This is a genomic window from Streptomyces sp. NPDC007095, from assembly GCF_040634475.1.
GTDB lineage: Bacteria > Actinomycetota > Actinomycetes > Streptomycetales > Streptomycetaceae > Streptomyces.
In genome coordinates this window covers 58,296-82,264 of the sequence record NZ_JBEYFS010000015.1, presented here as the reverse complement: position 1 = coordinate 82,264, position 23,969 = coordinate 58,296, and the positions used below count along the sequence as shown (strand labels likewise).

20 protein-coding genes are annotated in these 23,969 nt (G+C 70.4%); 8 read left to right on the top strand and 12 right to left on the bottom strand.

Annotation, left to right across the window (positions count from 1 at the left end; translation table 11 throughout):
• Positions 1-92: 92 nt before the first annotated feature.
• Positions 93-2,702: an ABC transporter permease/substrate binding protein gene (locus ABZ656_RS08005; RefSeq protein ID WP_101406134.1), complete on the bottom strand. Its 2,610-nt coding sequence runs from the start codon at positions 2,700-2,702 to the stop codon at positions 93-95.
• The gene (locus ABZ656_RS08000; RefSeq protein ID WP_360265649.1) at positions 2,695-3,774 is read right to left on the bottom strand and encodes a betaine/proline/choline family ABC transporter ATP-binding protein; all 1,080 of its coding nucleotides are present in this window, start codon (positions 3,772-3,774) and stop codon (positions 2,695-2,697) included. The genes ABZ656_RS08005 and ABZ656_RS08000 overlap by 8 nt, the downstream gene beginning before the upstream one ends.
• 121 nt (positions 3,775-3,895) lie before the next feature.
• On the opposite strand from ABZ656_RS08000, the gene ABZ656_RS07995 reads away from it, so the two are divergent.
• A complete protein-coding gene (locus ABZ656_RS07995) occupies positions 3,896-4,828 on the top strand; it encodes a 5'-3' exonuclease (RefSeq protein ID WP_180362765.1) in 933 nt (310 codons plus the stop codon).
• Between the two features lie 207 nt (positions 4,829-5,035).
• Positions 5,036-5,884, top strand: coding sequence for a siderophore-interacting protein (locus ABZ656_RS07990; RefSeq protein WP_360265646.1), 849 nt, complete (start codon positions 5,036-5,038; stop codon positions 5,882-5,884).
• A 49-nt stretch (positions 5,885-5,933) separates the two neighbouring features.
• Here the strand turns inward: ABZ656_RS07990 and ABZ656_RS07985 are convergent, their stop codons facing one another.
• The 3 genes from ABZ656_RS07985 to ABZ656_RS07975 all read right to left on the bottom strand — a co-directional run bounded on the left by ABZ656_RS07985 (position 5,934) and on the right by ABZ656_RS07975 (position 8,565).
• Complete coding sequence (locus ABZ656_RS07985; protein WP_101406131.1) at positions 5,934-6,710, bottom strand: ABC transporter permease; 777 nt, start codon at positions 6,708-6,710, stop codon at positions 5,934-5,936.
• Positions 6,707-7,723, bottom strand: a complete 1,017-nt coding sequence (locus tag ABZ656_RS07980) for an ATP-binding cassette domain-containing protein (RefSeq protein ID WP_101406130.1) — start codon at positions 7,721-7,723, stop codon at positions 6,707-6,709. Before ABZ656_RS07980 ends, ABZ656_RS07985 begins: the two co-directional genes overlap by 4 nt.
• 191 nt (positions 7,724-7,914) lie before the next feature.
• A complete protein-coding gene (locus ABZ656_RS07975) occupies positions 7,915-8,565 on the bottom strand; it encodes a PadR family transcriptional regulator (RefSeq protein ID WP_360265642.1) in 651 nt (216 codons plus the stop codon).
• 224 nt (positions 8,566-8,789) lie between these two features.
• On the opposite strand from ABZ656_RS07975, the gene ABZ656_RS07970 reads away from it, so the two are divergent.
• Together ABZ656_RS07970 and ABZ656_RS07965 are read left to right on the top strand one after the other, a co-directional pair.
• Positions 8,790-10,340, top strand: a complete 1,551-nt coding sequence (locus ABZ656_RS07970; RefSeq protein WP_101406128.1) for an amino acid permease — start codon at positions 8,790-8,792, stop codon at positions 10,338-10,340.
• A 36-nt stretch (positions 10,341-10,376) separates the two neighbouring features.
• Positions 10,377-11,324 (top strand): RluA family pseudouridine synthase, encoded by a 948-nt coding sequence (locus tag ABZ656_RS07965; protein ID WP_360265640.1) that lies wholly within the window; start codon positions 10,377-10,379, stop codon positions 11,322-11,324.
• 16 nt (positions 11,325-11,340) lie between these two features.
• Here the strand turns inward: ABZ656_RS07965 and ABZ656_RS07960 are convergent, their stop codons facing one another.
• From ABZ656_RS07960 to ABZ656_RS07930, 7 genes are all read right to left on the bottom strand, one after another.
• Positions 11,341-12,810, bottom strand: a complete 1,470-nt coding sequence (locus tag ABZ656_RS07960; protein ID WP_360265637.1) for a cytochrome P450 — start codon at positions 12,808-12,810, stop codon at positions 11,341-11,343.
• Positions 12,800-13,042 (bottom strand): hypothetical protein, encoded by a 243-nt coding sequence (locus ABZ656_RS07955; protein WP_360265634.1) that lies wholly within the window; start codon positions 13,040-13,042, stop codon positions 12,800-12,802. Before ABZ656_RS07955 ends, ABZ656_RS07960 begins: the two co-directional genes overlap by 11 nt.
• Positions 13,042-13,662, bottom strand: a complete 621-nt coding sequence (locus ABZ656_RS07950; protein ID WP_101406125.1) for an ATP/GTP-binding protein — start codon at positions 13,660-13,662, stop codon at positions 13,042-13,044. Before ABZ656_RS07950 ends, ABZ656_RS07955 begins: the two co-directional genes overlap by 1 nt.
• The gene (locus tag ABZ656_RS07945; RefSeq protein ID WP_101406124.1) at positions 13,643-14,080 is read right to left on the bottom strand and encodes a DUF742 domain-containing protein; all 438 of its coding nucleotides are present in this window, start codon (positions 14,078-14,080) and stop codon (positions 13,643-13,645) included. The genes ABZ656_RS07950 and ABZ656_RS07945 overlap by 20 nt, the downstream gene beginning before the upstream one ends.
• A complete protein-coding gene (locus ABZ656_RS07940; RefSeq protein WP_101406123.1) occupies positions 14,077-14,484 on the bottom strand; it encodes a roadblock/LC7 domain-containing protein in 408 nt (135 codons plus the stop codon). The genes ABZ656_RS07945 and ABZ656_RS07940 overlap by 4 nt, the downstream gene beginning before the upstream one ends.
• Positions 14,481-16,100 (bottom strand): ATP-binding protein, encoded by a 1,620-nt coding sequence (locus ABZ656_RS07935; RefSeq protein ID WP_101406122.1) that lies wholly within the window; start codon positions 16,098-16,100, stop codon positions 14,481-14,483. The genes ABZ656_RS07940 and ABZ656_RS07935 overlap by 4 nt, the downstream gene beginning before the upstream one ends.
• A gap of 291 nt (positions 16,101-16,391) precedes the next feature.
• Positions 16,392-17,018 carry a TetR/AcrR family transcriptional regulator gene (locus ABZ656_RS07930; RefSeq protein ID WP_101406121.1) on the bottom strand — a complete coding sequence of 209 codons (627 nt, stop codon included), beginning with the start codon at positions 17,016-17,018 and terminating at the stop codon, positions 16,392-16,394.
• Positions 17,019-17,222: 204 nt separating this feature from the next.
• Here ABZ656_RS07930 and ABZ656_RS07925 point away from each other — a divergent pair, with 204 nt between their 5' ends.
• The 4 genes from ABZ656_RS07925 (at position 17,223) to atzF (ending at position 23,918) form a co-directional block, all read left to right on the top strand.
• Positions 17,223-18,047, top strand: coding sequence for an urea amidolyase associated protein UAAP1 (locus tag ABZ656_RS07925; RefSeq protein WP_101406120.1), 825 nt, complete (start codon positions 17,223-17,225; stop codon positions 18,045-18,047).
• Positions 18,044-18,649, top strand: a complete 606-nt coding sequence (locus tag ABZ656_RS07920) for an urea amidolyase associated protein UAAP2 (RefSeq protein WP_101406119.1) — start codon at positions 18,044-18,046, stop codon at positions 18,647-18,649. Before ABZ656_RS07925 ends, ABZ656_RS07920 begins: the two co-directional genes overlap by 4 nt.
• Entirely contained in the window at positions 18,646-22,161 is a 3,516-nt protein-coding gene (locus ABZ656_RS07915; RefSeq protein ID WP_101406118.1) for a 5-oxoprolinase/urea amidolyase family protein, read from the top strand. Before ABZ656_RS07920 ends, ABZ656_RS07915 begins: the two co-directional genes overlap by 4 nt.
• A 95-nt stretch (positions 22,162-22,256) precedes the next feature.
• Positions 22,257-23,918: an allophanate hydrolase gene (atzF, locus tag ABZ656_RS07910; protein WP_360265626.1), complete on the top strand. Its 1,662-nt coding sequence runs from the start codon at positions 22,257-22,259 to the stop codon at positions 23,916-23,918.
• Positions 23,919-23,969 lie beyond the last annotated feature (51 nt).

Sequence of the window (23,969 nt, the reverse complement as noted above, 5' to 3'; positions counted from 1 at the left end):
GTCTCGGCGCCGATGAAGCCGCCGCCGATGACGACAACACTGCGCGGGCCCCGGGAGCCGACGGGCCACCCCTCACCGAAACGCCCTTGCTGCTACTGCGGCGTCATCCGCTCCGCCACGTCCGGATGCTCCTTCAGCCAGGTGGCGACGGCCGCCTCCTCATGGCCCTGGCCGCGCTGCTTGATCTCGCTCTCCAGGGTGCCGAGCTCGGACTCGCTCATCCTGAAGTTCTTGATCCACTTGGTGAGCTGCGGGTACCGCTCGGGGAACTTCTTGCTGGAGATGGTCCGGATGGTGTTCCCCTCGCCGAAGAGCTTCTTGTCGTCGGCGAGCTTGGTGAGCTTGTACTCGCTGTACGCCCAGTGCGGGGACCACAGGACGACAGCGACCGGCTGCTTCTTGGCGTACGCGCGCTTCAGCTCGGCCAGCATCGCGGGCGTGGAGCCGTCGACGACCTTGTACTCCTTGTCCAGGCCGTAGCCCGGAAGGACCTTCGTCTTCAGGAGGTTCATCTCGCCGGTGCCAGGCTCGATGCCGATGATCCGGCCGCCGAAGGTGCCCGCCTTGCCCTTGAGGTCCGCGAGGGACTTGACGTCCTTCACGTACGAGGGCACGGCGATCTCCAGCGAGGTCGGCCGGTACCAGGTGCCCAGGTCTCTCAGGTCGTTCTTGTGCTGGTCCCAGTAGTTCGACTGGGCGTAAGGCAGCCAGGCGTCGAAGTTGAGGTCCAGGTCGCCGGAGGCGAGGCCGGTGTAGACGGGGCCGACGTCCATCTGCTTGAGGTTCAGCGTGTAGCCGCGCCGCGCCAGGACGTTCTTCCAGAGGTAGGTGACGGCGACGTCCTCGTCCCAGGGGAACCAGGCCACGTCCAGCGGGCGCTTCGTCTCGGCAGCGGCCGCGGAGCTCTTGACCGGGGCCAGCTTGTCGACGACTCCGGGGTTCCGCTTCAGCCAGGCGCGCACCGCGTCCTGCTGCTTGCCCTTGCCCACCTTGTTGATCTCCGCCTCGAGACCGGTGAGCTGCTTCTCCGTCATCCTGAAGTTCTTCAGCCACCGCCCGACGACCGGGTTGTCCTGCGCGAAGCCCTTGCGGGAGAGCGTGTGCACTCCGTCGCCCTTGCCCCAGGCGCCCTTCGGGTCCTTGAGCTTCTTCAAGTCGTAGTCGCTGTAGGCCCAGTGCGGCGACCAGAGGGTGACGACGATCGGCTCCTTCTTGGCGTACGCGCGCTTCAGCTCGGCCAGCATCGCGGGCGTGGAGCTGTCGACGACCTTGTACTCCTTGTCGAGGCCGTAGTCCTTCAGGACCTTGCTCTTGAGCAGGCCCATCATTCCGGCGCTGGACTCGATGCCGGTGATCTCGCCACCGAAGGTGCCTGCCTTGCCCTTGAGGTCCGCCAGGGAGTCGACGCCCTTCATGTACGAGGGGACGCTCAGCTCCAGCGAGGTGGGGCCGTACCAGGAGCCCAGGTCGTCGAGCTTGCTGCCGTACTTCTTCCAGTACTGCTCGTGGGTGGTCGGCAGCCAGGAGTCCGTCTCGAAGTCGATGTCGCCCTGGGAGAGGGAGGTGTACAGCGGGCCCGCGTCGAACTGCTTGGCGTCGACCTGGAAGCCGCGCTCCTCGAGGATCTCCTTCCACAGGAAGGTGGAGGCGACTCCCTCGTCCCACGGGATGTAGCCGATGGTGATCTTCTTGCCCTGGCCGACGTTCTGGCCGTCGGCCGCGGTGGACGTCGAGTCGGTCCCGCCGAACATGCCCATACCGCCCGCGACCAGCGCGAGCACGACGACACCGATCACGGCGACGGTCGCGCGGGGGCGGTAGGACCAGATCTTCAGGCCCTGCGCGGCGCGCAGCTTGGCGGCGGCACGGCGGCCGAGCGGGGAGACCTGGGTACCCAGGGCGCTGGTCATGCGGTCCAGGTAGATCGCCAGGATGACGATGGCCACGCCCGCCTCGGAGCCGAGGCCGACGTTCAGCTGCCCGATGGCCTCGTTGACGTCGCCGCCGAGGCCGCCGGTGCCGACCATGCCCGCGATGGCGGCCATGGACAGGCCCAGCATGATGACCTGGTTGACGCCTGCCATCACCGTGGGCAGTGCGAGCGGCAGCTGGATGCGCAGCAGGGTGTCACGGGGCGTGGTGCCGAACGCGTCGGCGGCCTCCACGAGTTCCTTGTCGACCTGGCGGATGCCCAGCTCGGTCATGCGGACGCCGGGGGCCAGCGCGAAGATCAGGGTGGCCACGATGCCGGCCGGGGCGCCGGTGCCGAAGAACAGGATCGCCGGGATGAGATAGATCATCGCGGGCAGCGTCTGCATGAAGTCCAGCACCGGGCGGACGATGCCGCTGACCCGGTCGGAGCGCGCCGCCCAGATGCCCACGGGTACCGAGACGACGAGCGCGATGAGCGTGGCGACGAGGACCAGCGAGAGGGTCACCATCGCGTCCTCCCACAGTTCGAGGGAGTCGATGAACGCGAATCCCACGAAGGTGAGGACACCGGCGGAGGTACCGCGCAGCCAGAACGCGATCACCGCGAAGATGCCCGCGAGGAGGAGCGGTTCGGGGGCCTGGAGGACGGCGTCGATGCCGTCGTACGTGCCCTGGAAGACGGTCTTGAAGAAGTCGAAGAGCCACGCCATGTGGTTCAGCAGCCAGTCGACGGCGCTGTTGACCCAGTCGCCGAAGGGAATCCTAGGCACCGGCCGCCACCGCCTCGTCCCGAGGACTGGCACAGCGTGCGGGCGTCCCCTGCTCGTCGCCGAGGAAGGCGACGAGGCGCTGCGGGTGGACGACGCCGACGAGTTCGCCTCGCCCGTCCAGTACGGCCACCGGGTGCGTGAGGCGGGCGCTGATCGCGCAGAGGTCCACGAAGGGGGTGTCGGGCGTGGCGCTCTCGCAGTCGCAGTCCGCCTCGTCGCCGCGTACGTCGGTGTCCATGACGGCTCCGGCGGTCAGAACCCGGGAGCGGTCGACGTCCTGGGTGAAGGAGGCGACGTAGTCGTTCGCGGGACGGACGAGGATGTCCTCGGCGGTGCCGGTCTGGACGATGCGGCCGTCGCGCATGACGGCGATCCGGTCGCCGAGGCGCATCGCCTCGTTGAGGTCGTGGGTGATGAAGACGATGGTCTTCTTGAGCTTCTTCTGGAGCTCGATCAGCTGGTCCTGCATGTCACGGCGGATCAGCGGGTCCAGGGCGCTGAACGACTCGTCCATCAGCAGCAGATCGGCGTCGGTGGCGAGCGCGCGGGCGAGGCCGACGCGCTGCTGCATACCGCCGGACAGCTCGTCGGGCCAGGACTTCTCCCAGCCGGCGAGCCCGGCCAGCTCCAGCGCCCTGGTGGCGCGTTCCTTGCGCTCGGCGCTCGGCACGCCCTGGACTTCCAGGCCGTAGGCCGCGTTCTCCAGGACGCTGCGGTGCGGGAAGAGCGCGAAGTGCTGGAAGACCATGCTGATCTTCTTCGAGCGGACCTCGCGCAGCGCGCGGGCGCTGAGCGCGGTCAGGTCCTGACCGTCGAAACGCACCTGGCCCGCGGTGGGCTCCAGGAGTCCGTTGAGCATGCGCAGGAGGGTGGACTTGCCGGATCCGGACAGGCCCATGACGACGAAGATCTGGCCGGGTTCCACCGTGAAGGAGGCGTCGATCACGGCAGCCGTGGTGCCGTCGGCGCGCAGTTCCTCGCGGTCGGCTCCCTGGCGGAGCCGCTCCACCGCGGCGTCGGGTCGTCTCCCGAACACCTTGTACAAATGCTCGGCCTCAAGCCTGGATGACACGTGTGCCTCTCGATCGGACAGTTGAAAAAGCAACCGGGGTTGTCCCGGTGCCGCGCCTGCCCGCACTTACACGGAGCAAACACAGGAGTGGTCCAGGTCACTGTCAGTGGCGTACGGCATGATGCGAGGCGTGACCAGACGCCTGATGCTGCTCGACACCGCTTCCCTGTACTTCCGGGCCTACTTCGGGGTCCCCGACTCGGTGAGGGCCCCGGACGGCACGCCCGTGAACGCCGTGCGCGGGCTGCTCGACTTCATCGACCGGCTGGTCAAGGACCACCGCCCCGACGATCTGGTGGCCTGCATGGACGCGGACTGGCGCCCGCAGTGGCGGGTCGACCTGATCCCCTCGTACAAGGCGCATCGCGTCGCCGTGGAGACCGAGGCCGGCCGTCCGGACGAGGAGGAGGTGCCGGACACGCTCTCCCCGCAGGTGCCGGTCATCGAGGAGGTCCTCGACGCGCTGGGCATCGCGCGCGTGGGAGTCGAGGGGTACGAGGCGGACGATGTGATCGGCACCTTCACGGGGCGCGCCGGCGGCCCGGTCGACATCGTCACCGGCGACCGCGACCTCTATCAACTCGTCGACGACAAGCGGGGGGTGCGCGTCCTGTATCCCCTCAAGGGTGTGGGCACGCTCCAGCTCACCGACGAGACCTGGCTGCGCGAGAAGTACGGGGTCGACGGCTCCGGATACGCGGATCTGGCGCTGCTGCGCGGCGACCCGAGCGACGGTCTGCCGGGGGTGCCGGGGATCGGTGAGAAGACGGCGGCCAAGCTGCTCGACCAGTTCGGTGACCTGGCCTCGATCATGGCGGCGGTCGACGATCCGAAGGCGAAGCTGACGCCTTCTCAGCGCAAGCGACTCGACGAGTCGCGGCCGTATGTCGCGGTCGCGCCCAAGGTCGTGCGGGTCGCCGGTGACGTTCCCTTGCCGGACGTCGACACGGCGTTGCCGCACGCGCCGCGCGACCCGGGCGCGCTGGAGGGACTGGCCGCGCGCTGGGGTCTGGGCGGCTCGCTGCAGCGGTTGCTCAGCACGCTCGGCGAGTGAGCGGGAGCGAGCTGAAGTGACGTTCCCACCTGAAAGAGTGACATTCTCAGTTTAGGGTAGCCTTACTCGCAGAGCGGGACTCGACCCCGGCCACCGCGCGGCTCGAGCCCTGGCGTGGGGGGCTCATGGGCTTCTCACGCGGGGGGTGTTAACTAGGAGAGAGATGCTAACTTAGGTAAGCCTAAGCGAGTGAACGAGGAGGCCGTCATGGCAGAGCGTCCGGCACGCAGGTCCAGGAAGCCCCACTCCGCGCACGTCGTGCGGACCGAGCGGTTGACCCCCCACATGCAGCGTGTCGTGCTGGGCGGCGAGGGCCTCGCCGAGTTCACCGCGGGCACCAGCACCGACCACTATGTGAAGTTGCTGTTCGCCCCGGGGGGTGTCACCTACCCCGAGCCCTTCGACATGGAGCGGATCCGCGAGGAACTCCCGCGCGAGCAGTGGCCGGTGACCCGGACGTACACCGTGCGTGCCTGGGACCCCGAACTGCGCGAGCTGACGCTCGACTTCGTCGTGCACGGCGACGAGGGCCTGGCCGGGCCGTGGGCGGCGCGCGTCCAGCCGGGCGAGGTCGTGCGGTTCATGGGTCCAGGTGGCGCATACGCGCCCGACGCGAGCGCCGACTGGCATCTGCTCGCCGGTGACGAGAGCGCACTGCCCGCGATCAGTGCCGCCCTGGAGGCACTGCCGGAGGGCGCCGTGGCCCGCGCCTTCGTGGAGATCTCCGGGCGTGAGGAGGAGCAGAAGATCGACTCCGACGTGGGGGTCGTCTGGCTGCACCGCGGGGACCGGCCGCTCGGCGAGGCCCTGGTGGAGGCCGTCCGCGCCCTCGACTTCCCGGCGGGCCGGGTGCACGCGTTCGTGCACGGCGAGGCGGGCTTCGTGAAGGAGCTGCGCCGGCTGCTGCGGGTCGAACGCGAGATCCCGCGCGAGGACCTGTCGATCTCCGGCTACTGGCGTCTTGGGCACAACGAGGACGGCTGGCAGGCGTCCAAGCGGGACTGGAACGCGCAGGTGGAGGCGGAGCAGGAGACGACCGTGCCGGCCGCCTCCTGACTCCCGCCCCCTCGTGTCACTCAGGACACCGGCCCCCGGCCCCTCGGGGTCACACGGAACGCTGGTACGACCTGAACGTACGGATCGACAGCCACACCGCCGCCACGGCCAGCGCGAGCAGCGCCCCCGAGCGGCCGAGCACGACACCCCAGTCGGGGTGCTCGGACATCGCCGACCGCCCCGCCACCATCGCCCAGTTGAGCGGATTGAAGTCGGCGATGTGCCGCATCCAGCCGGGCATCTGGGACGGGGCCATGAAGGCCGAGGAGAGGAAGGTCAGCGGCAGCAGCAGGAACGTGTTGATGCCGATGATCGACTCCCGCTCCCGGACCAGCATGCCCAGCGCGTTGGACAGCGCCCCGAAGACCGTGCCCAGCAGGACCGAGGCGACGATCAGGATCGCGATACCGCCGATGCCGCCCGGGTAGTCCGCGCCGCCCAGCAGGCCGAGCAGCACGATGATGACCGACTGCAGGGCGGTGATCAGGCCGTTGTTGACGACGTTGCCGTTCATCAGGGCGGCCCGGCTGACGGGCGTGGTCAGAAAGCGGTCGAGGGTGCCGCGCTGGATCTCGTCGAGCGTGCCCATGCCCGCCCACATGTTGGAGCTGAGCGCGCTCATCACGACCACCCCCGGCACGAGGTAGTCCAGATACGAGGTGGTGCCGAAGCCTCCGAGTTCGACGACCTTCTTGAAGAGGTTGCCGAACAGGAACAGCCAGATCACCGGCTGGATCAGGGTGATGATCGCGTAGGCGGGCTGACGTGCGAACACCATCAGCTGGCGCCGGGTCATGTACCAGGTCTGGGAGACGGCGATACTCATCGGACACCTCCGGCGAGGACGAGGTTCTCGGCGCCTTCCGCTTCCGCCTCCGCGTAACGGCGGCCCGCGTAGCGGAGGTAGACGTCGTCGAGCGAGGGACGGGCGACGGTCGCGGCGGCGACCCCGACCCCGGCCCGCTCCAGCACCCCGAGCAGGGCGGGCATCGTGGCGGCCCCGTCATCGGCGCGGACACTGACACGACGGCCCTCGAACAGCGCCTCGTGCACGCCCGGCAACCCGGTGAGGGCGCCGCTCAGCAGCGTACGACCGGCGTCTCCCAGGGCTTCACGCAGTTCCACGTGGACGGCGTCACCGCGGAGTTCGCCCTTCAGGGCGTCCGGGGTGCCCTCGACCACGACACGCCCGCGGTCGACGATCGCGATGCGCTCGGCGAGCCGGTCGGCCTCCTCCAGGTAGTGCGTGGTGAGCAGGATGCTCAGCCCCTCGTCGCCGGCGAGGCGGGCGATCTCGTCCCACATCGCGGTGCGCGCCTCGGGGTCGAGTCCGGTGGTGGGCTCGTCGAGGAAGAGCACCTCGGGGCGGTGGACGAGACCGAGCGCCACGTCGAGCCGGCGCCGCATGCCGCCCGAGTAGCCCTTGACCGGGCGCCGGGCCGCGTCGGCGAGCTTGAAGCGGTCGAGCAGTTCGTCCACCCGGCGGTTCAGCCCTGCACCCTTCAAGCCGTAGAGCCTGCCCTGGAGTTGGAGGTTCTCCCGGCCGGTCGCCACCGGGTCGGCGCCGGAGTTCTGGGCGACGACGCCGATCGCGCGGCGCACCCGGTCCGGATGGCGCAGCACGTCGTGCCCGGCCACGGTGGCGGTGCCCGAGTCGGGGCGGGCCAGGGTGGTGAGGATCTTGACGGTGGTGGACTTGCCGGCGCCGTTCGGGCCGAGCAGGCCGAAGACGGTGCCGGTCTCGACGGTGACGTCCATGCCGTTGAGCGCGGTGACGTCACCCGGATAGGTCTTGATCAGCTGACGCGCCTCGACCGCGGGCGCACGGGTACTGCTCATGACGACTGCTCTCCTGTGTGAGCGGTGATCTCGGGTGGGTATGCCGAGCCGATCCGCGTGAAGAGCGCCGGGCTATCCTGGGTGTGCCGCACCTCGATGGCCCGGAGCTGCCTCACGGCGGGTTCGGTTCGGGGTTCGAGACCCTGGCGGGGCTGCTGCAACAGCTCTGCCGGGGTCATTTCTCTGTTCGGCTAAGGCCTTTCGACCTCACCGGCTTCCAGCTTCAGGTACTCCTCGGGGACCTCCCCCGTCTCACTGAAGGACCGCCACTCCTTGACGCCCGGAAACGTGCCCGCCGTGACCTCCGCGAGGAAGCCGCGGACCCATTCCGCCTCCGCCTCGATCATGTGCAGCTTGAACTCGGACTCGATCAGGAAGAGCCGGGGCAGCGTCTCGTACAGCTTCTCCAGGCCGCCGCGCAGACTCGCGGCCCGCACCTCCAGCATGTTGAGCCGCTCCCCCAACAGGCGTGCCACCTCGTCGGGATGGAGCACGCCCATCAGTGAGAGCGCGGCCTCGAAGATCGGATACTCCTGCGCCGGGACGGCGAGCAGGTCCGACAGCCACTCGGTGGCCTCCGCACGTCCGGCGTCCGTGATGCCGTACAGCGTGCGCTCGGGGCGGTTGCCCTGTCGCTGCACCTCCGCGACCTCGACGAAGCCGTGCTTCTCCAGGTTCTGCACGACGGTGTAGAGCGAGCCGTAGTTGATCTTCAGGCTGGTGTCCTTGCCCCGTCGGCGCAGGGTCTGGGCGATCTCGTACGGATGCATCGGCTTCTCGGTGAGCAACACCATGACCGCGAGCGCCAGCGGATTGCTCAGCTTGCGGCGTTTCGTCGCCACGATGACCTCACCTCGTCTCCGAATATCCGTAGCCGAACATATCGCGTGTGCGCGGCGGGCGTCAATACACACGATGTATCGCGATTCCCTTCGGGCCGCAAGGGAGTGAGGACTTAGGCCCGACCCCGACACGGCCGTGTCACGCGAGCGAAACAGGCACTCCCTAATTTCTGTCACCCGACAGGAATACCGCCCACCCTTCCGCGCCGAAGGCAGGTGCCGCCGTGACCACCACCGCCCCCTCCGACGTACGCCCCGACCCTCCGGAGTCCTCCGGCGACCGCTCCCTGGCCGAGTTCGGATACCGCCAGGAGCTGCACCGCAGCCTCGGCAGGTACGCCTCTTTCGCCGCCGGCTTCTCCTTCATCTCCGTCCTGACGACCGTCTTCCAGTTCTTCGCCTTCGGGTACGCGTTCGGCGGCCCCGTCTTCTTCTGGACCTGGCCGGCCGTGCTGGTGGGCCAGTTGACGGTCGCCGCCTGCTTCGCGGAGCTGGCCGCGCGCTATCCGATCTCGGGCGCGATCTACCAGTGGTCCTCGCGCCTGTCGAACCTCTCCTTCGGCTGGTTCGCCGGCTGGATCATGGTGATCGGGCAGATCGTGGTGGTCGCGGCGGCGGCGCTCGCGCTGCAGATGGTGCTGCCCGCGATCTGGTCCGGCTTCCAGCTGGTCGGCAGCGATCCGGCCCCCACCAGCCCCGACGGCGCTGCCAACGCGGCGGTCCTCGGCGTGATCCTGCTCGTGCTGACCACGCTGGTGAACGTCATCGACAACCGGGTGATGTCGATGATCAACCGGATCGGTGTCACCGCCGAGATCATCGGCGCCGTCCTGATCATCGTGCTCCTGCTCACCCACTCCGAGCGCTCCCCCGGCATCACCTTCCACACCGGCCAGGGCAGCACCGGCCTGTTCGGGGCGCTGATGGTGGGCTCGTTCATGGCCGCGTACGTCATGATCGGCTTCGACAGCGCCGGTGAGATGAGCGAGGAGACCCACGACCCGCGCCGCACCGCTCCCCGCACGATCCTCACCGCGCTCGGCGCGGCGGGTCTGCTCGGCGGTCTCATCGTGCTCGCCGGTCTGCTCGCGGCGCCCAGCCTCACCGACGGCCGTCTCGGCGTCGACGGTCTGAGCTACGTCCTGACCAGCAGCCTCGGCGACGGGGTCGGCCGCGCGCTGCTCGCCGACGTCGTGGTGGCCATCGCGGTGGCGACCCTGGCGATCCAGACCGCCGCCTGCCGCATGCTCTTCTCGATGGCCCGCGACCACCAGCTCCCCTTCTCCGGCCGCCTCTCCAAGGTCAACCCGCGCACCGGCATGCCGAGCGCCCCCGCCCTGGTCGTCGGCGTCCTCGCAGCCGCCCTGCTGCTTCTCAACTTCGCCTCCCCGGACGCCTTCCTGGCGATCGGCACCACCTGCATCGTGATGCTGTACCTGGCGTACGCGATGGTGACCGGTCCGCTGCTGGTCCGCCGGCTGCGCGGGCAGTTCACCGCCGACGGCACCGACGAGAGGGGCGCCCCGCTCTTCTCGCTGGGCCGCTGGGGCGTCCCCGTCAACGCGGTCGCCCTCGTCTACGGCCTCTTCATGACCGTCAACCTCGCCTGGCCGCGCGCGGCGGTGTACGACCCGGCCGGCGGGCACTGGTACTTCCAGTGGTTCACGGTGCTGTTCCTGGGCCTGACCCTGGTCGCGGGCGCCGCCTACCGGGCCTACCGGGCGCGGACACCGGTGGCCGAGACTCCCGAGGTGGTCCCGGCCTCGTACGCCTGAACCCCTCCCCCGCCCGAGCCTCGTACGCTTGACCAGGTGAGACGCAGACCCCGGATCCCGCCCTCCCCCCTGCCGCAGCGCGAGGGAGTCGACCCCGTGCGGGTCAGGCTGCCGCGGGACGGGGGGTGGGCCACCGTGCGGGAGCATCTGGTGGAGCGGCTCGCGGCGGGGGACGGGGTGATCGACGGGATGTTCGGGGACGGGCTGATCGTCGGCGCCGACGGCCGGCCGGTGGCGCCCGACGCGGCCTACGAGCCGGGGATGTTCGTGTGGTTCCACCGGGAGCTGCCCGACGAGGAACCGGTGCCGTTCGCCCTCGACGTGGTGTACCGCGACGAGCACATCGTCGTCGCCGACAAGCCGCACTTCCTCGCCACCACCCCGCGCGGGGCCCACGTCACCGAGACCGCGCTGGCCCGGCTGCGGCGAGAGCTCGGCCTGCCGACGCTCGGCGCCGCGCACCGGCTGGACCGCCTCACCGCCGGGCTCGTGCTGTTCACCGTGCGGCCCGAGGAGCGCGGCGCCTACCAGACGCTGTTCCGCGACCGGCTGGTCCGCAAGGAGTACGAGGCGGTGGCCCCGTACGACGCGGGGCTCGCGCTGCCGCGGACGGTCACCAGCCGGATCGTGAAGGAGCGCGGGGTGCTGGCCGCGCGCGAGGTGGCGGGCGAGCCGAACGCTCTCACGGAGGTCGAACTCACCGACCACCGCGACGGACTCGGGCGCTACCGCCTGCTGCCGAGCACCGGGCAGACCCATCAACTGCGTGTGCACATGAACGCGTTGGGTGTGCCGATCCTCGGCGATCCGCTCTACCCGGTGGTGACCGGCCCCGTGCCGGCCGGCGACTTCCGGCGCCCGCTCCAACTGCTCGCGCGGGTGCTGGAGTTCACCGATCCGGTCACGGGACGCGCGCACCGGTTCGTCAGTGGGCGGGTGCTGCGGGCCTGGTCCTCCTGCGACGACTGGGCCCAGGGGGCCTGATCGTCCGCGGCCGGGCTCAGTAGCCCCGCCACCAGCGCAGGAAGCGCTGCCAGGCGCCGGGACGGCGCACGGGTTCCGGTGTCGCCGGCGGGGCCGGAGGTGCCACGGGCACCGGGGCGGGCGCCGTCGTCGGCTCGTCCGTCGTGACCTCCAGGCTCGGCCGCTGCCGCGGGACGGGGTTGATGGAGGGCACTTCCTCGACGTCCTGCGGCGCCTGCGGCGCGAAGTACACCGGAAGCTCCACCAGGTGGCGCGAGGACATCGACGAGCGCCAGCGCAACTCGTCCTCGTCACCGTCGAGTTCGACGTCGGGCAGCCGGATCAGCAGTGCCTCGACCCCGACGTCCGCGATGGCACGGCCGATGTCCTGGCCCGGGCACTCGTGGGGTCCGCCGCCGAAGGCGAGGTGGGCGCGGTTGCCCATCATGTTGGCCTTGAGGTCGGGACGCACCTTGGGGTCGATGTTACCCGGCGCGATCCCCAGGATCAGGCCGTCGCCCCGGCGGATCTGCCGGCCGCCCAACTCCGTGTCCTGCTTGGCGAAGTAGCCGAGGACCGCGCTGAACGGCGGCTCGTCCCACAGGGACTGCTCGACCGCCTGGGGCACCGTCATCTGGCCGCCGTTCAGCTGGGCGCGGAAGCGCGGGTCGGTGAGCACCACGCGCAGCACGTTGGCGAGCAGGTTGGCCGTGGCCTCGTACGCGGCGAGCAGCACCAGGCGCAGGTGCTGGGAGACCTCGTCGTCGGTGAGCTGGGCCGGGTGGTTGATCAGGACGCTGGTGAAGTCCCCGGAGGTCTCGGCCCGGCGCCGGGCGGTGTGCCGGATCAGGATGTTCATGACGTACTCGTTGCTGGCGATCGCGGTCTCGGTTCCCCTGAGCAGGTCGCGGGTGGCCTGCACCAGCCGGTCGTCGTACTCGTCGGGCATGCCGAGGATCTCGCACAGCACGGCCATCGGAAGGTGCTCGGCGAACTGGCTGACCAGGTCGGCCCGGCCCTTCTCGCAGAACCGGTTGACGAGCAGCTGGGTCGCGCGGTTGATGTGCCGCCGGATGGTGCGGTGGTTGATGGTCGACATGGCGCCCATGACCGCGCCGCGCAGCCGCAGGTGTTCGTCGCCCTCGGCGTGGGAACAGATGGGCTGCCAGGCGATGTGCGGCGCGAGGGGGTGGTCGGCGCCGGCGGTGCCGTCCTGGACGGCCTTCCACAGCCGGCTGTCCCGGGAGAAGTGCGTGGGGGAACTCACCAGGTGCAGGTTCTCGGCGTGGCCGAGCACCACCCAGATCGGCACGTCGTTGTGGAGCAGGACGGGGGCGACCGCACCGTGCTCCTGACGGAGTTTCTCGTACAGGTCTCCCAGGTCGTCCGCCTCGGGGCCGTACAGCCGGTGCAGTCCGCCGGGACCGAGGCCGTGGGCGGGGCAGCCGGGCGGCGGGGTGAGCGTACGGTCGTCCGTACCGGCCGGGAAGTGGGATTCAGACGTCACGGTGATCGCTCCGAAACTGAAGTGGATCCGGTGTCTTGGGGGTGTCCGGGTTCTTGGGGATGTCCGGGTTCTTGGCGGTGTCCGGGTTCTTGGCGGTGTCCGGGTTCTTGGCGGTGTCCGGGTTCTTGGGGGTGGTCCGGTGTCTTGGGGGTGGTCCGGTGTCTTGGGGGTGGTCCGGTGTCTTGGGGGTGGTCCGGTGTCTTGGGACGGGGGTGGCTGCCGCCGCGGGCATCAGGCGCGGGCCTGGCTCATCGTGAGCGAGTACAGGAAGTGCATCAGCGTCATCAGGACGTCCCGGCTGGAGGCCCGGCGGCGCGCGTCGCACTGCACGATCGGGATGTCCTCTGGCAGGTCGAGCGCGGTGCGCAGCTCCTCGATCGGATAGTCGGGCGCGTCCGGGAAGGTGTTTATGGCGACGACGAACGGCACACCGCGCTCCTCCAGACGGCCGATCACATCGAAGCTGACTTCCAGCCGGCGGGTGTCGATCAGTACGACCGCGCCGAGCGCGCCTTCGAAGAGGCCGTTCCACAGGAACCAGAAGCGTTCCTGGCCGGGGGTGCCGAAGAGGTAGAGCACCAGTTGTTCCGTGATGCTGATGCGGCCGAAGTCCATGGCGACGGTGGTCGCGGTCTTGGTCTCCGAGCCGTAGTTGTCGTCGATGCCGATGCCGGCCTGCGTCATGGTCTCCTCGGTGGTCAGCGGTTTGATCTCGCTGACGGCACCCACCATGGTCGTCTTGCCGACTCCGAACCCGCCCACGATCACGATCTTCACGGCGGCTTGCGCCGAGTGCGGCAGATGGTCCTCGGCGCGCGGGCCGGTGATCGTCTCAGAGCTTTTGAAGTCCATGCATCACCGCTTCGAGGAGGGAACGGTCGGGCAGCGCCGAGCGGACGATCGGGGCGCGTGCCTGTACCAGTTCGGCCGCCAGCAGCTCGGTGAGCAGGACGGTCACCACGCTGAACGGCAGATTGAGATAGGCCGAGAGCTCGGCCACGGACAGAGGGGCCTGGCAGAGCCGGAGCAGCGCCGACTGCTCCGGCTGGGTGGTGGGCGTCGGCGCGTCGGCACGCGCCACGATCAAGGTGACCAGATCCAGCTCGGCCCGTTCGCCCGCCTCGCCCCCACCGGTGAGCAGATACAGGCGCCCGGGGTTCTTGGGGTCCTCTTCCTCACCGTCTTCCTCACCCTCTTGGGGAGGCCGCTCCTGGGGAGGCTCGGTGAACTCTTCCTTGGGGTATCGCCGCCGGCGTTGCGGAGGAGTCATACGGTCTGCCCGTTGCGCCTCGGCGGACTGGTCAGATGGGCGCCGATCCGGGCGACGAGATCGCTCATGCGGTTGCTCATGAGGCCGGGCTCCGCGATCTGGTTGGCGAGGACCGCGAGATAGGCGTTGGCCCCGGCGGACATCAGATAGAAGTAGCCTCCGTCGATCTCGATGAGGACCATCTTCATCGTGCCGTCGCTGCTGGGAACCTCGCTCGCGACCGCTGTGGCCAGACTCTGCAGGCCCGCGCAGGCCGCGGCGACGCGGTCGGCGGCGTCGGGGTTGCCGCCGTAGCGTGCGATGCGCAGTCCGTCGGCGGAGAGCACCACGATCTGCTGGATACCCGGTACCCCGTCAGCGAGATCCCTGAGCATCCAGTCGAAGTTGTCCCGCTGATGGATCACTTGAGGTCCCCCTCGTCGTCGGCCTCCGAGACCGGCTGGTTCTTGCCGGTGAACGCGTTGGGGTCCGGGTCGCGCTTGAGGCCCTCCCAGAACGCCTCGACCCAGTGCCCCGGTGGCTTCTCCTTCTCCTTCTCCTTCGCCTTCTCCTGCTTCTTCGGGGCGGCGGGCACGGTGCCCCAGGAGGGCGCCGCGGCGGCGGCCTCCGCCGCCGCTTCCTCGGCGGCGACCCGGGCGGCCTCTGCGTAGCGCTCCCTGAGCGGGGTCTTGACCCGGCTGCGGCGCTGCGGCAGGCCGTTGGGCGTCCACTCGGTGACCAGGGGGGCGTCGTCCTCCCTTGACCCGTCGCCCTGCTCGGGGAGGCGGGGTCCTGTGGTCGGGCGGCGCTTCTTCGGCTTGCGGTTGGGCCCCTCGACCCCGTCGGTGTCCATGGTCGCGGTGGAGTTGGCGCCGATGCCGTGGGCGAGGGAGGCCGCCGGGTCCTTGGTGAGCATGTTGCTCGGCACCACGACGACCGCGCGGACACCGCCGTACGCGGACTGCCGGAGCGCGATCGCCATGTCGTACATCTTCGAGAGCCGGCCCACGACGGAGATGCCGAGCCGGGGGGCCTCGCCGAGAACCTGGAGGTCGGTGCCGGCCGCGGCCTGCCGGAGCAGTTCCTCCATCTTGCCGCGGGCCTCGTCGCTGAAGCTGACGCCGGAGTCCTCGATCTCGATGGCGACACCGGTCTGCACCTTGAGGGCGGTCAGGTGCACCTTGCTGTTCGGCGGCGAATAGCGGGTCGCGTTGTCGAGGAGTTCGGCGACCGCGTGGATGACCGGTTCGACGTGGATGCCGTTGACGTTGACTTCGGCGATCGAGTGCAGCTCGATGCGGCGGTACTCGAGGATGCGGGACATCGCGCCGCGCATCACGCTGAACAGCGGTACGGGCTTGGGCCAGTTGCGGCCCGGGCGGCCGCCGCCGAGCACCGCGATGGAGTCGGCGAGGCGGCCGATCAGCGCGGTGCCGTGGTCGATGCGCAGCAGGTCGTCGAAGACCTCGGGGTTGCGCCCGTGGTCCTCCTCCATCTCGCGGAGTTCCTTGTTCTGCTGGTGGACGATCGCCTGCACGCGGCGGGCGATGTTGACGAAGGAGCGGTGCGAGGAGTCGAGCAGCAGCTTCTCGGTGTCCAGCAACTGGAGGAAGGTGCCCAGCAGGTCCCGTTCCACCTCGGAGATCTGGGGCAGGCTGGGGTCGTCGACACCGAAGCGGAGCGCCACCGTGTCGGGGTTCATGCCGCGGTTCATGCGCCTGATCGCGGCGGGCAGGACCTCGTGGTGGAAGCGCACGATGTCCTGGTCGTGGGCGGCGATGCGCTGTTCCAGGTACGCGGTACGGCGGGCCAGTTCGGCGCGCACGGCACGGATGACGCGGCCACGACGTACGGCTTCGGCGGCGACCGCGATCACCAGCAGCGTCGCGATGCCGCCGCACCAGCCGACGGCGGCCCGGGCCGGGCCCGTCACCAGGGCGACGGCGGCCCCGGTCACCGCGGCCATCAGTATGGCCGGCGGCAACAGCACGCGCGCGTAGGGAAGTTCACGGCCACCGGGAGGCGATTGAACACTCACCATGTATGCCCTCTGAGACAAATCGGCTGGGGTAGGGGGGAGTTCGTGGGGGAAACTGCGTGGTCAAACCGAATCTTCGGAACTTTTGGGAACAAGCGCACGAATACATCTCAACTCGGTGCGCCGCGGGCGAGCTTAGTCCGACCGGATCATCGCCGTGTCATATTCAGCAACCGCCTGAAATCGCCCGCACGACAGGAGTACTCTCGGCCATTTGCACGCTCAGGTTTCACGCACACACGGTGAGTAGCGGCGTACGGGCATACGAAAACCGCACCTCCACAGGGCGGTACGTCAGATTCCGGCGATCCGCAGCGCCGCGTCGGCGGTTGCTTCGGCGAAGGCGGACACGGGCCGCTCGGGGTCGGACCGGTGCACGAGGATCACCCCTTCGATGAGACCGAACAGCAGATCCGTCCGCAGATCGAGTTCACTCTTGACGAGCGCGCCACCTGCCGCGGTCGCGGCCAGCAACTGCCGGTAGGTGTCCTTCAACTCGGCCCGTACGGCATGGAAGCCGGCGAAACGCTCGGCGCGCACCTCGGGCAGCAGATACAGCCCGCCCAGGTTGTGCGGGCCCCCACAGAGCAGCTCCACGTCGGTGCGGCACAGCTCCCACAGCCGGCTCCCGGGCGGGGTCGCGTCGTCGGCGAGGAGCTCCCGGGCGAAGGCGAGCGAGGGGGTGACGGTCGACTCCAGGAGCTCGGCGAGCAACTCCTCCTTGCCGGAGACGTAGTGGTACATCGACGCCTGGCGCATACCGGCCCGCTCGGCGACGGCACGGGTGGTCGTGGCGGCGTACCCGCGCGTCGTGAACAACTCGGCGGCGGCGTCGAGCAGTTCGTCCCGCGGCGACAGCCCGCTGTCCGGCCGCTGCGCGGCCCGAGGCCGCCCGACCCGTCGCCCACCACCACTTCCCATGCGTTCGATCCTCGCACACGACACCGCCCCCAAGGGGCGCGAGGAACTGCGCGCCCAGCCACGGACGACCCGCACCTTCAATCCCGCGGCGCGAGCCGTGAGGGGTCGGTAACCGTCCGGCAACACTCGGGACACGGCCCCGACCCTCCCCGCCCCTAATTTCTGTCGAGCGACAGAAATCACCCAGGAGCCGGAGGACTCGCGATGGCGACAGCGACCACTTACGGAGCCCGTGCCCACGCCCGGGCGCAAGAGGGCTCCCGCACGGAGGCCATGCCCGTCGTCCCGGCGAGCGCTTGGCCCGCGCCCCCCTGCGAGGCGGGCCACCTGGTGTGGGCGGAGACGGTGGCGGCCGGCAACTACACGCACAGGGTGCTGGCCCGCGGCACGGAACTCAGGCTCACCGACCTCAGGGGCGACGCCTGCGCACACCTGCTCCTGTACGCCGCCGACCGCCCCTGGGAACGCCTGAACGTGGCGGACACGGTCAAGGTCCAGTGGAACGCCTACCTCGGCGAGGGACAGCTGCTCCTCTCCGACCAGGGCCGCGTCCTCGCCTCCCTGGTCGCCGACACCTCCGGCCGCCACGACACGCTCTGCGGCACCTCCACCCTCGTACGCAACACCCGGCGCTACGGCGACGGAACCCCGCAGTCCGCCTCCCCCGCCGGTCGCGAACTCTTCAAGCTGGCCGCCGCCAAGAACGGCCTCGAACCCCGCGACCTGCCGCCTTCGCTCTCCTTCTTCCAGGGCGTGGAGGTCCGCGACGACGGCTCGCTGGACTTCACCGGTTCCGCGGGCCCCGGCGGCAGCGTGACACTCCGCGCCGAGCAGGACGTGACCGTGCTGATCACGAACGTGCCGCACCCCGCCGACCCCCGCACGGAGTACGTCAGCACTCCGCTGGAGGTCCTCGCCTGGCGCGCGGCCGCGACCGCGCCGGGCGACCCGCTGTGGGAGGCCACGCCCGAGGGCCGCCGCGCCTTCCTGAACACCGCCGAGTTCCTTGCCGCGAGGGGGATCGCATGAAGACCGTGGTTTTGGCCCGGGCCGCCTGGTCCGCCGTCGTCCGCACCGGAGAGACGCTCACCGTCACCGACCTGCACGGCAACCAGGCCGTCGACTTCCTGGTGTACGACGCCCACGACACGACCGTCCGCTACAGCGCGCCCGACACGATCCACGCGCAGGGCAACCTCTTCCTCACCACCGGCAGCGTGCTGATGTCCAACGAGCACACCCCGCTGATGACCGTGGTCGCGGACGAGGTCGGCCGGCACGACACGGTCGGCGGCGCCTGCTCCAAGGAGTCGAACACCCTGCGGTACGGCCACCACACCTGGTCCCAGCACGCCTGCGTGGACAACTTCCTCGCCGAGGGCGCCAAGTACGGCCTCGGCAAGCGCGATCTCGTCTCGAACATCAACTGGTACATGAACGTGCCGGTCGAGAAGGACGGCACCCTCGGCATCGTCGACGGCATCTCGGCCCCGGGGCTCACGCTGACCCTGCGCGCCGAGTGCGACGTTCTCGTGCTGGTCTCCAACTGCCCCCAGATCAACAACCCCTGCAACGGCTTCGAGCCGACCGCGGTGGAAATGACCATCGAGGCGAGCGGGGCGACGGGATGACCTTCGACACCCTGTTGGTCGCCAACCGCGGCGAGATCGCGGTACGGATCATCCGCACGGCCCGCGAACTCGGCCTGCGCACGGTCGCCGTGTACTCCGACGCCGACCGCTCCGCACCCCACGTCCGGCTCGCCGACGAGGCGGTACGGCTGGGGCCCGCGCCCGCGAAGGAGTCGTATCTCGACGCCGACCTCGTCCTGAAGGCGGCCAAGGACACCGGGGCCGGGGCGATCCACCCCGGGTACGGCTTCCTGTCCGAGGACGCGGCCTTCGCGCGGCGCTGCGAGGACGCCGGGATCGTGTTCGTGGGTCCGACGCCGGAGCAGCTGGAGCTGTTCGGGGCGAAGCACACGGCGAGGGCGGCGGCGGAAGCGGCCGGGGTGCCGTTGGCGCCGGGCACGGGACTTCTCCCCGGTCTCACCGAGGCTTTGGAGGCGGCCGCCCGCATCGGCTATCCCGTCATGCTGAAGGCCACCGGCGGTGGTGGTGGCATCGGTATGTCGGCATGTCGCTCCGCCGATGAACTGACCGAGGCGTGGGAGCGGGTACAGCGCGTCGCCGCGGCCTCCTTCTCCTCCGCCGGGGTCTTCCTGGAGCGGCTGGTGGAACACGCCCGCCATGTCGAGGTGCAGGTCTTCGGCGACGGCCTGGGCCGGGTCGTCACCTTCGGCGACCGGGACTGCTCGCTCCAGCGCCGCAACCAGAAGGTGCTGGAGGAGGCCCCGGCACCGGACCTGCCGTCCACCGTGCGCGCCCACCTGGCCTCCTCCGCACGTGACTTGTGTGCCGCTGTCGGATACCGCTCCGCCGGAACCGTCGAGTTCGTCTACGACGCCGCACGCGAGGAGGCGTACTTCCTCGAGGTCAACACCCGCCTCCAGGTGGAGCATCCGGTCACCGAGGAGATCTACGGCGTCGACCTCGTCGCCTGGATGCTGCGGCTCGCGCGCGGGGAGTCGGAGGTCGTCCGCGATCCGGGGGCACCGCGCGGTCACGCCGTCGAGGCCCGGGTGTACGCCGAGGACCCCTCGCGCGACCACCGGCCGAGCTCGGGCCTGCTCACGCGGGTCGAGTTCCCCGGGGGCGTCCGCGTGGACGGCTGGGTGGAGACGGGCACCGAGGTGACCACGTCGTACGACCCGATGCTCGCGAAGGTCATCGCGTACGGCCAGGACCGGGCGCACGCGCTGCAACGCCTCGACGAGGCGCTGGCCAGGACCCGGGTGGACGGCATCGAGACGAACCTGGGGCTGGTGCGGGCCGCACTCGCCGACCCCTCCTTCCGGCGGGCGACGCACTCGACGGCGACGCTGGCCCGAGTCACCGATCCCACTCGGCGCATCGAGGTCGTCTCCGGCGGGACCCTCACCACGGTCCAGGACTGGCCGGGCCGCACCGGCTACTGGCAGGTGGGCGTGCCCCCCTGCGGCCCGATGGACGACCTCTCCTTCCGGCTCGGCAACCGCGCTCTCGGCAACCACGAGGGGGCACCCGGCCTGGAGTGCACCCTCCAGGGGCCGACCCTGCGCTTCACCCACGCCACGACGGTCTGCGTCACGGGCGCACCGGCGCGGGTGACCGTGGACGGCGCGGCGGTCGCGCAGTGGGAACCTGTGACGGTACCGGCGGGGGCCCTGCTGGAGGTCGGTTCCCCCACCGAACACGGCCTGCGCACCTACGTGCTCTTCGCGGGCGGGGGCCTGGACGTACCGGCGTTCCTCGGCAGCGCGTCCACGTTCACGCTGGGCCGGTTCGGCGGACACGGGGGCCGCGCCCTGAGGACGGGTGACGTACTGCACGGCGGCTCGGCGACGGATCACGGGGCGCCGGTACCGGCCGGTGATCGCCCCGGGTTCTCCTCCAGCTGGCGGGTCGGCGCGCTCGAAGGCCCGCACGCCGCACCGGAGTTCTTCACCAAGGACGACATCCACGACTTCTACGCCGCCGACTGGAAGGTCCACTTCAACTCGGCGCGCACGGGCGTACGGCTGGTCGGCCCGAAGCCCCGCTGGGCGCGCACGGACGGCGGCGAGGCGGGCCTGCACCCGTCCAACATCCACGACACGCCGTACTCGGTCGGCGCCGTCGACTACACCGGCGACATGCCGGTGCTGCTCGGCCCGGACGGCCCCTCGCTCGGCGGCTTCGTCTGCCCGGCGACGGTCGTCAGTACGGAACGCTGGAAGCTGGGCCAGTTCCGGCCCGGTGACACCGTGCGGTTCGCACCGCTGGCCGACGACGGCTCCCAGCGGCCCGCGATCGTCGACGGCGGGGTGCTCGCACGGGACGGCGACGTGACGTTCCGCCGCAGCGGCGACGACAATCTGCTGGTCGAATTCGGACCGCTGCAACTGGACCTGGCGCTGCGCATGCGGGTCCACGCGCTGATGGAGGCCGTGACCGAGGCCGCGCTCGACGGCGTCACGGACCTGACCCCCGGCATCCGCTCCCTCCAGATCCAGACGGACCCCGGCAGGCTTCCGCAACACGAACTCCTCACCACGGTGCGGGAGATAGCCCGAACACTCCCGCCCAGCGACCAACTGGTCGTGCCCTCCCGCACGGTGCACCTCCCCCTCTCCTGGGACGACCCGGCGACCCGCGAGGCGATCGCCCGCTATATGGCGGGCGTCCGCGACGACGCGCCCTGGTGCCCTTGGAACATCGAGTTCATCCGCCGCGTGAACGGCCTGGACTCGGTGGACGACGTGTACCGCACGGTGTTCGACGCGGAGTACCTCGTCCTGGGCCTGGGCGACGTCTACCTCGGCGCACCGGTGGCCACCCCGCTGGACCCGCGCCACCGCCTGGTGACCACCAAGTACAACCCGGCGCGCACCTGGACCGCCGAGAACTCGGTCGGCATCGGCGGCGCCTACCTGTGCGTCTACGGCATGGAGGGCCCCGGCGGCTACCAGTTCGTCGGCCGTACGACCCAGGTGTGGTCGGGGTGGCAGCAGCGCGGTGCGTTCGAGCCGGGCTCCCCCTGGCTGCTGCGCTTCTTCGACCGCATCAAGTGGTACGCCGTCGATCCCGACGAACTCCTCGGCCTGCGCGCCGACATCATCTCGGGCCGCTTCGTGCCCCGGATCGAGGAGGGCGTCTTCTCACTCGCCGAGTACCAGGACTTCCTCGCCGACCACTCCGCATCCATCGCGGAGTTCCGGGCCAGGCAGGGCGCAGCGTTCTCCGCCGAGCGGGACGCCTGGGAGGCGGCGGGCGAGTTCGACCGCGCGGACGCCGCGTCCACGCCCGCGGCGCCCGCCGCCGAGGTGACCGTCCCCGCGGGCGGCCGCCTGATCGAGGCCGAGTTCGCGGCCTCCGTGTGGCAGCTGAACGTCAAGCCGGGCGACCGGGTGACGACCGGCCAGCCCCTGCTGGCGTTGGAGGCGATGAAGATGGAGTCCAGGCTGCCCGCCCCGATGGACGGAGTGGTCCAACAAGTCCTCACCAAGCCCGGCGCCCAGGTGGAAGCGGGCACAGCGCTGCTGGTCCTGGCACCGATGAGCTGAAAACACGCCCGTGGCCTGTGGGCAGGCGTTCCGCAGGGCGGAACGGGTGGGCACACACCACCCACCGGCCCGCGCCCGAAGAACCAGGAGCAACCATGTCCGTCCTGACCCGAGTCCAGTCGGCCTACGCCCGCATCGAAACCGTCGACCGCCCCGAGATCTGGATCGACCTCCGCCCTCAGGCAGAGGTCGAGAGGGAAGCCCTGGCCATCGACGCCCGCCTCGCCGCAGGCGAACACCTCCCCCTCGCCGGCAAGCTCCTCGCCGCGAAGGGCAACATCGACGTGGCGGGCCTCAGGACCACCGCGGGCTGCCCGGCCTACGCGTACACCCCGGAGGACGACGCCCCCGCGGTCGCCCGCCTCCGCACAGCCGGCGCACTCGTCCTCGGCACCACGAACCTCGACCAGTTCGCCACCGGCCTGGTCGGCACCCGCTCCCCGCACGGCGCCGTACGGAACGCTCTGGACCCGGCCAGGATCAGCGGCGGCTCCAGCTCGGGATCGGCCGTGGCCGTGGCCCTCGGCATCGTCGACCTCGCCCTCGGCACCGACACGGCCGGCTCCGGACGCGTCCCCGCCGCCTTCAACGGCATCGTCGGCCTCAAGCCCACCCGCGGTCTTGTCCCGGCCACCGGTGTCGTCCCGGCCTGCGCCTCGCTCGACTGCGTGACCGTCTTCGCCCGTACGCTCCCGGAGGCCGAGCAGGCCCTCGCGTACCTGGCGTCCCCCTCCGGACGCGAACTCCCCGCACTCCCCCAGCGGGCCCCCGGCCCCTGGCGCGTCGCCGTCCCCCCGACGACGCAGCTCGGCGAACTCGACGAGGGCTGGGCGGAGGCGTACGAGGCCGCCGTGGGCCGGCTCGTCGAGGCCGGGGCCGAGGTGCGCACTCTCGACCTCACCCCGTTCACCGAGGCGGCGGCGATGCTCTACGAGGGCGCCTTCGTCGCCGAGCGCTACACGGCGGTGGGGAGTTTTGTCGACAAGTTGATCAGCGAGGGAGGTGAGGGCCTCGACCCGACCGTCGCCGGGATCATCACCCGCGCCCGGGACATCCCGGCCCACCAGCTCTTCGCCGACCAGGACCGGCTGGCGGCCCTGCGTACCCGGGCCCTCGCCGAACTCGGCGACGCGGATGCCCTGTTGCTGCCGACCGCACCCGGCCACCCCACGCTCGCGGAGGTCGCCGCCGACCCGCTCGGTGCCAACGCCCGGCTGGGCCGCTTCACCAACTCCACGAACCTCTTCGACCTGGCGGCGGTCGCCGTTCCGGCCGGTCTCACGCCCGCCGCTCTGCCCTTCGGCGTGATGCTGATCGGCCCGGCGTTCACCGACGAACGCCTCGCCCGGATCGCCGCGCTGCTCCAGCCGGAGCTGCGGATCGCGGTGGTCGGCGCCCACCTGTCCGGCCAGCCGCTGAACCCCCAGCTCCTGTCCCTGGGCGCGGAGCGGGAGCGCACGACCACGACGGCACCCGCCTACCGTCTGCACGCGCTCTCCACCATCCCGCCCAAGCCGGGCCTGGTCCACGTCGGCGAGAGCGGCGGGGCCGGCATCGAGGCCGAGGTGTGGCGACTGCCCGCGGCGGGCCTCGGCCGGCTGCTCGCCGACCTGCCCCGGCCGATGGCACTGGGCCGGGTCGAACTGGCCGACGGCACCCACGTGCCCGGCTTCCTGTGCGAGCCCGCGGCGCTCGAAGGCGCCGAGGACATCACGGAGTACGGCGGCTGGCGCGGCTACCTCCGGACGCGCGCCTGACCTCACGGCCGCGGTCGGGCCGGAAGGCCGACGAGTCACGATGCGGCAAGA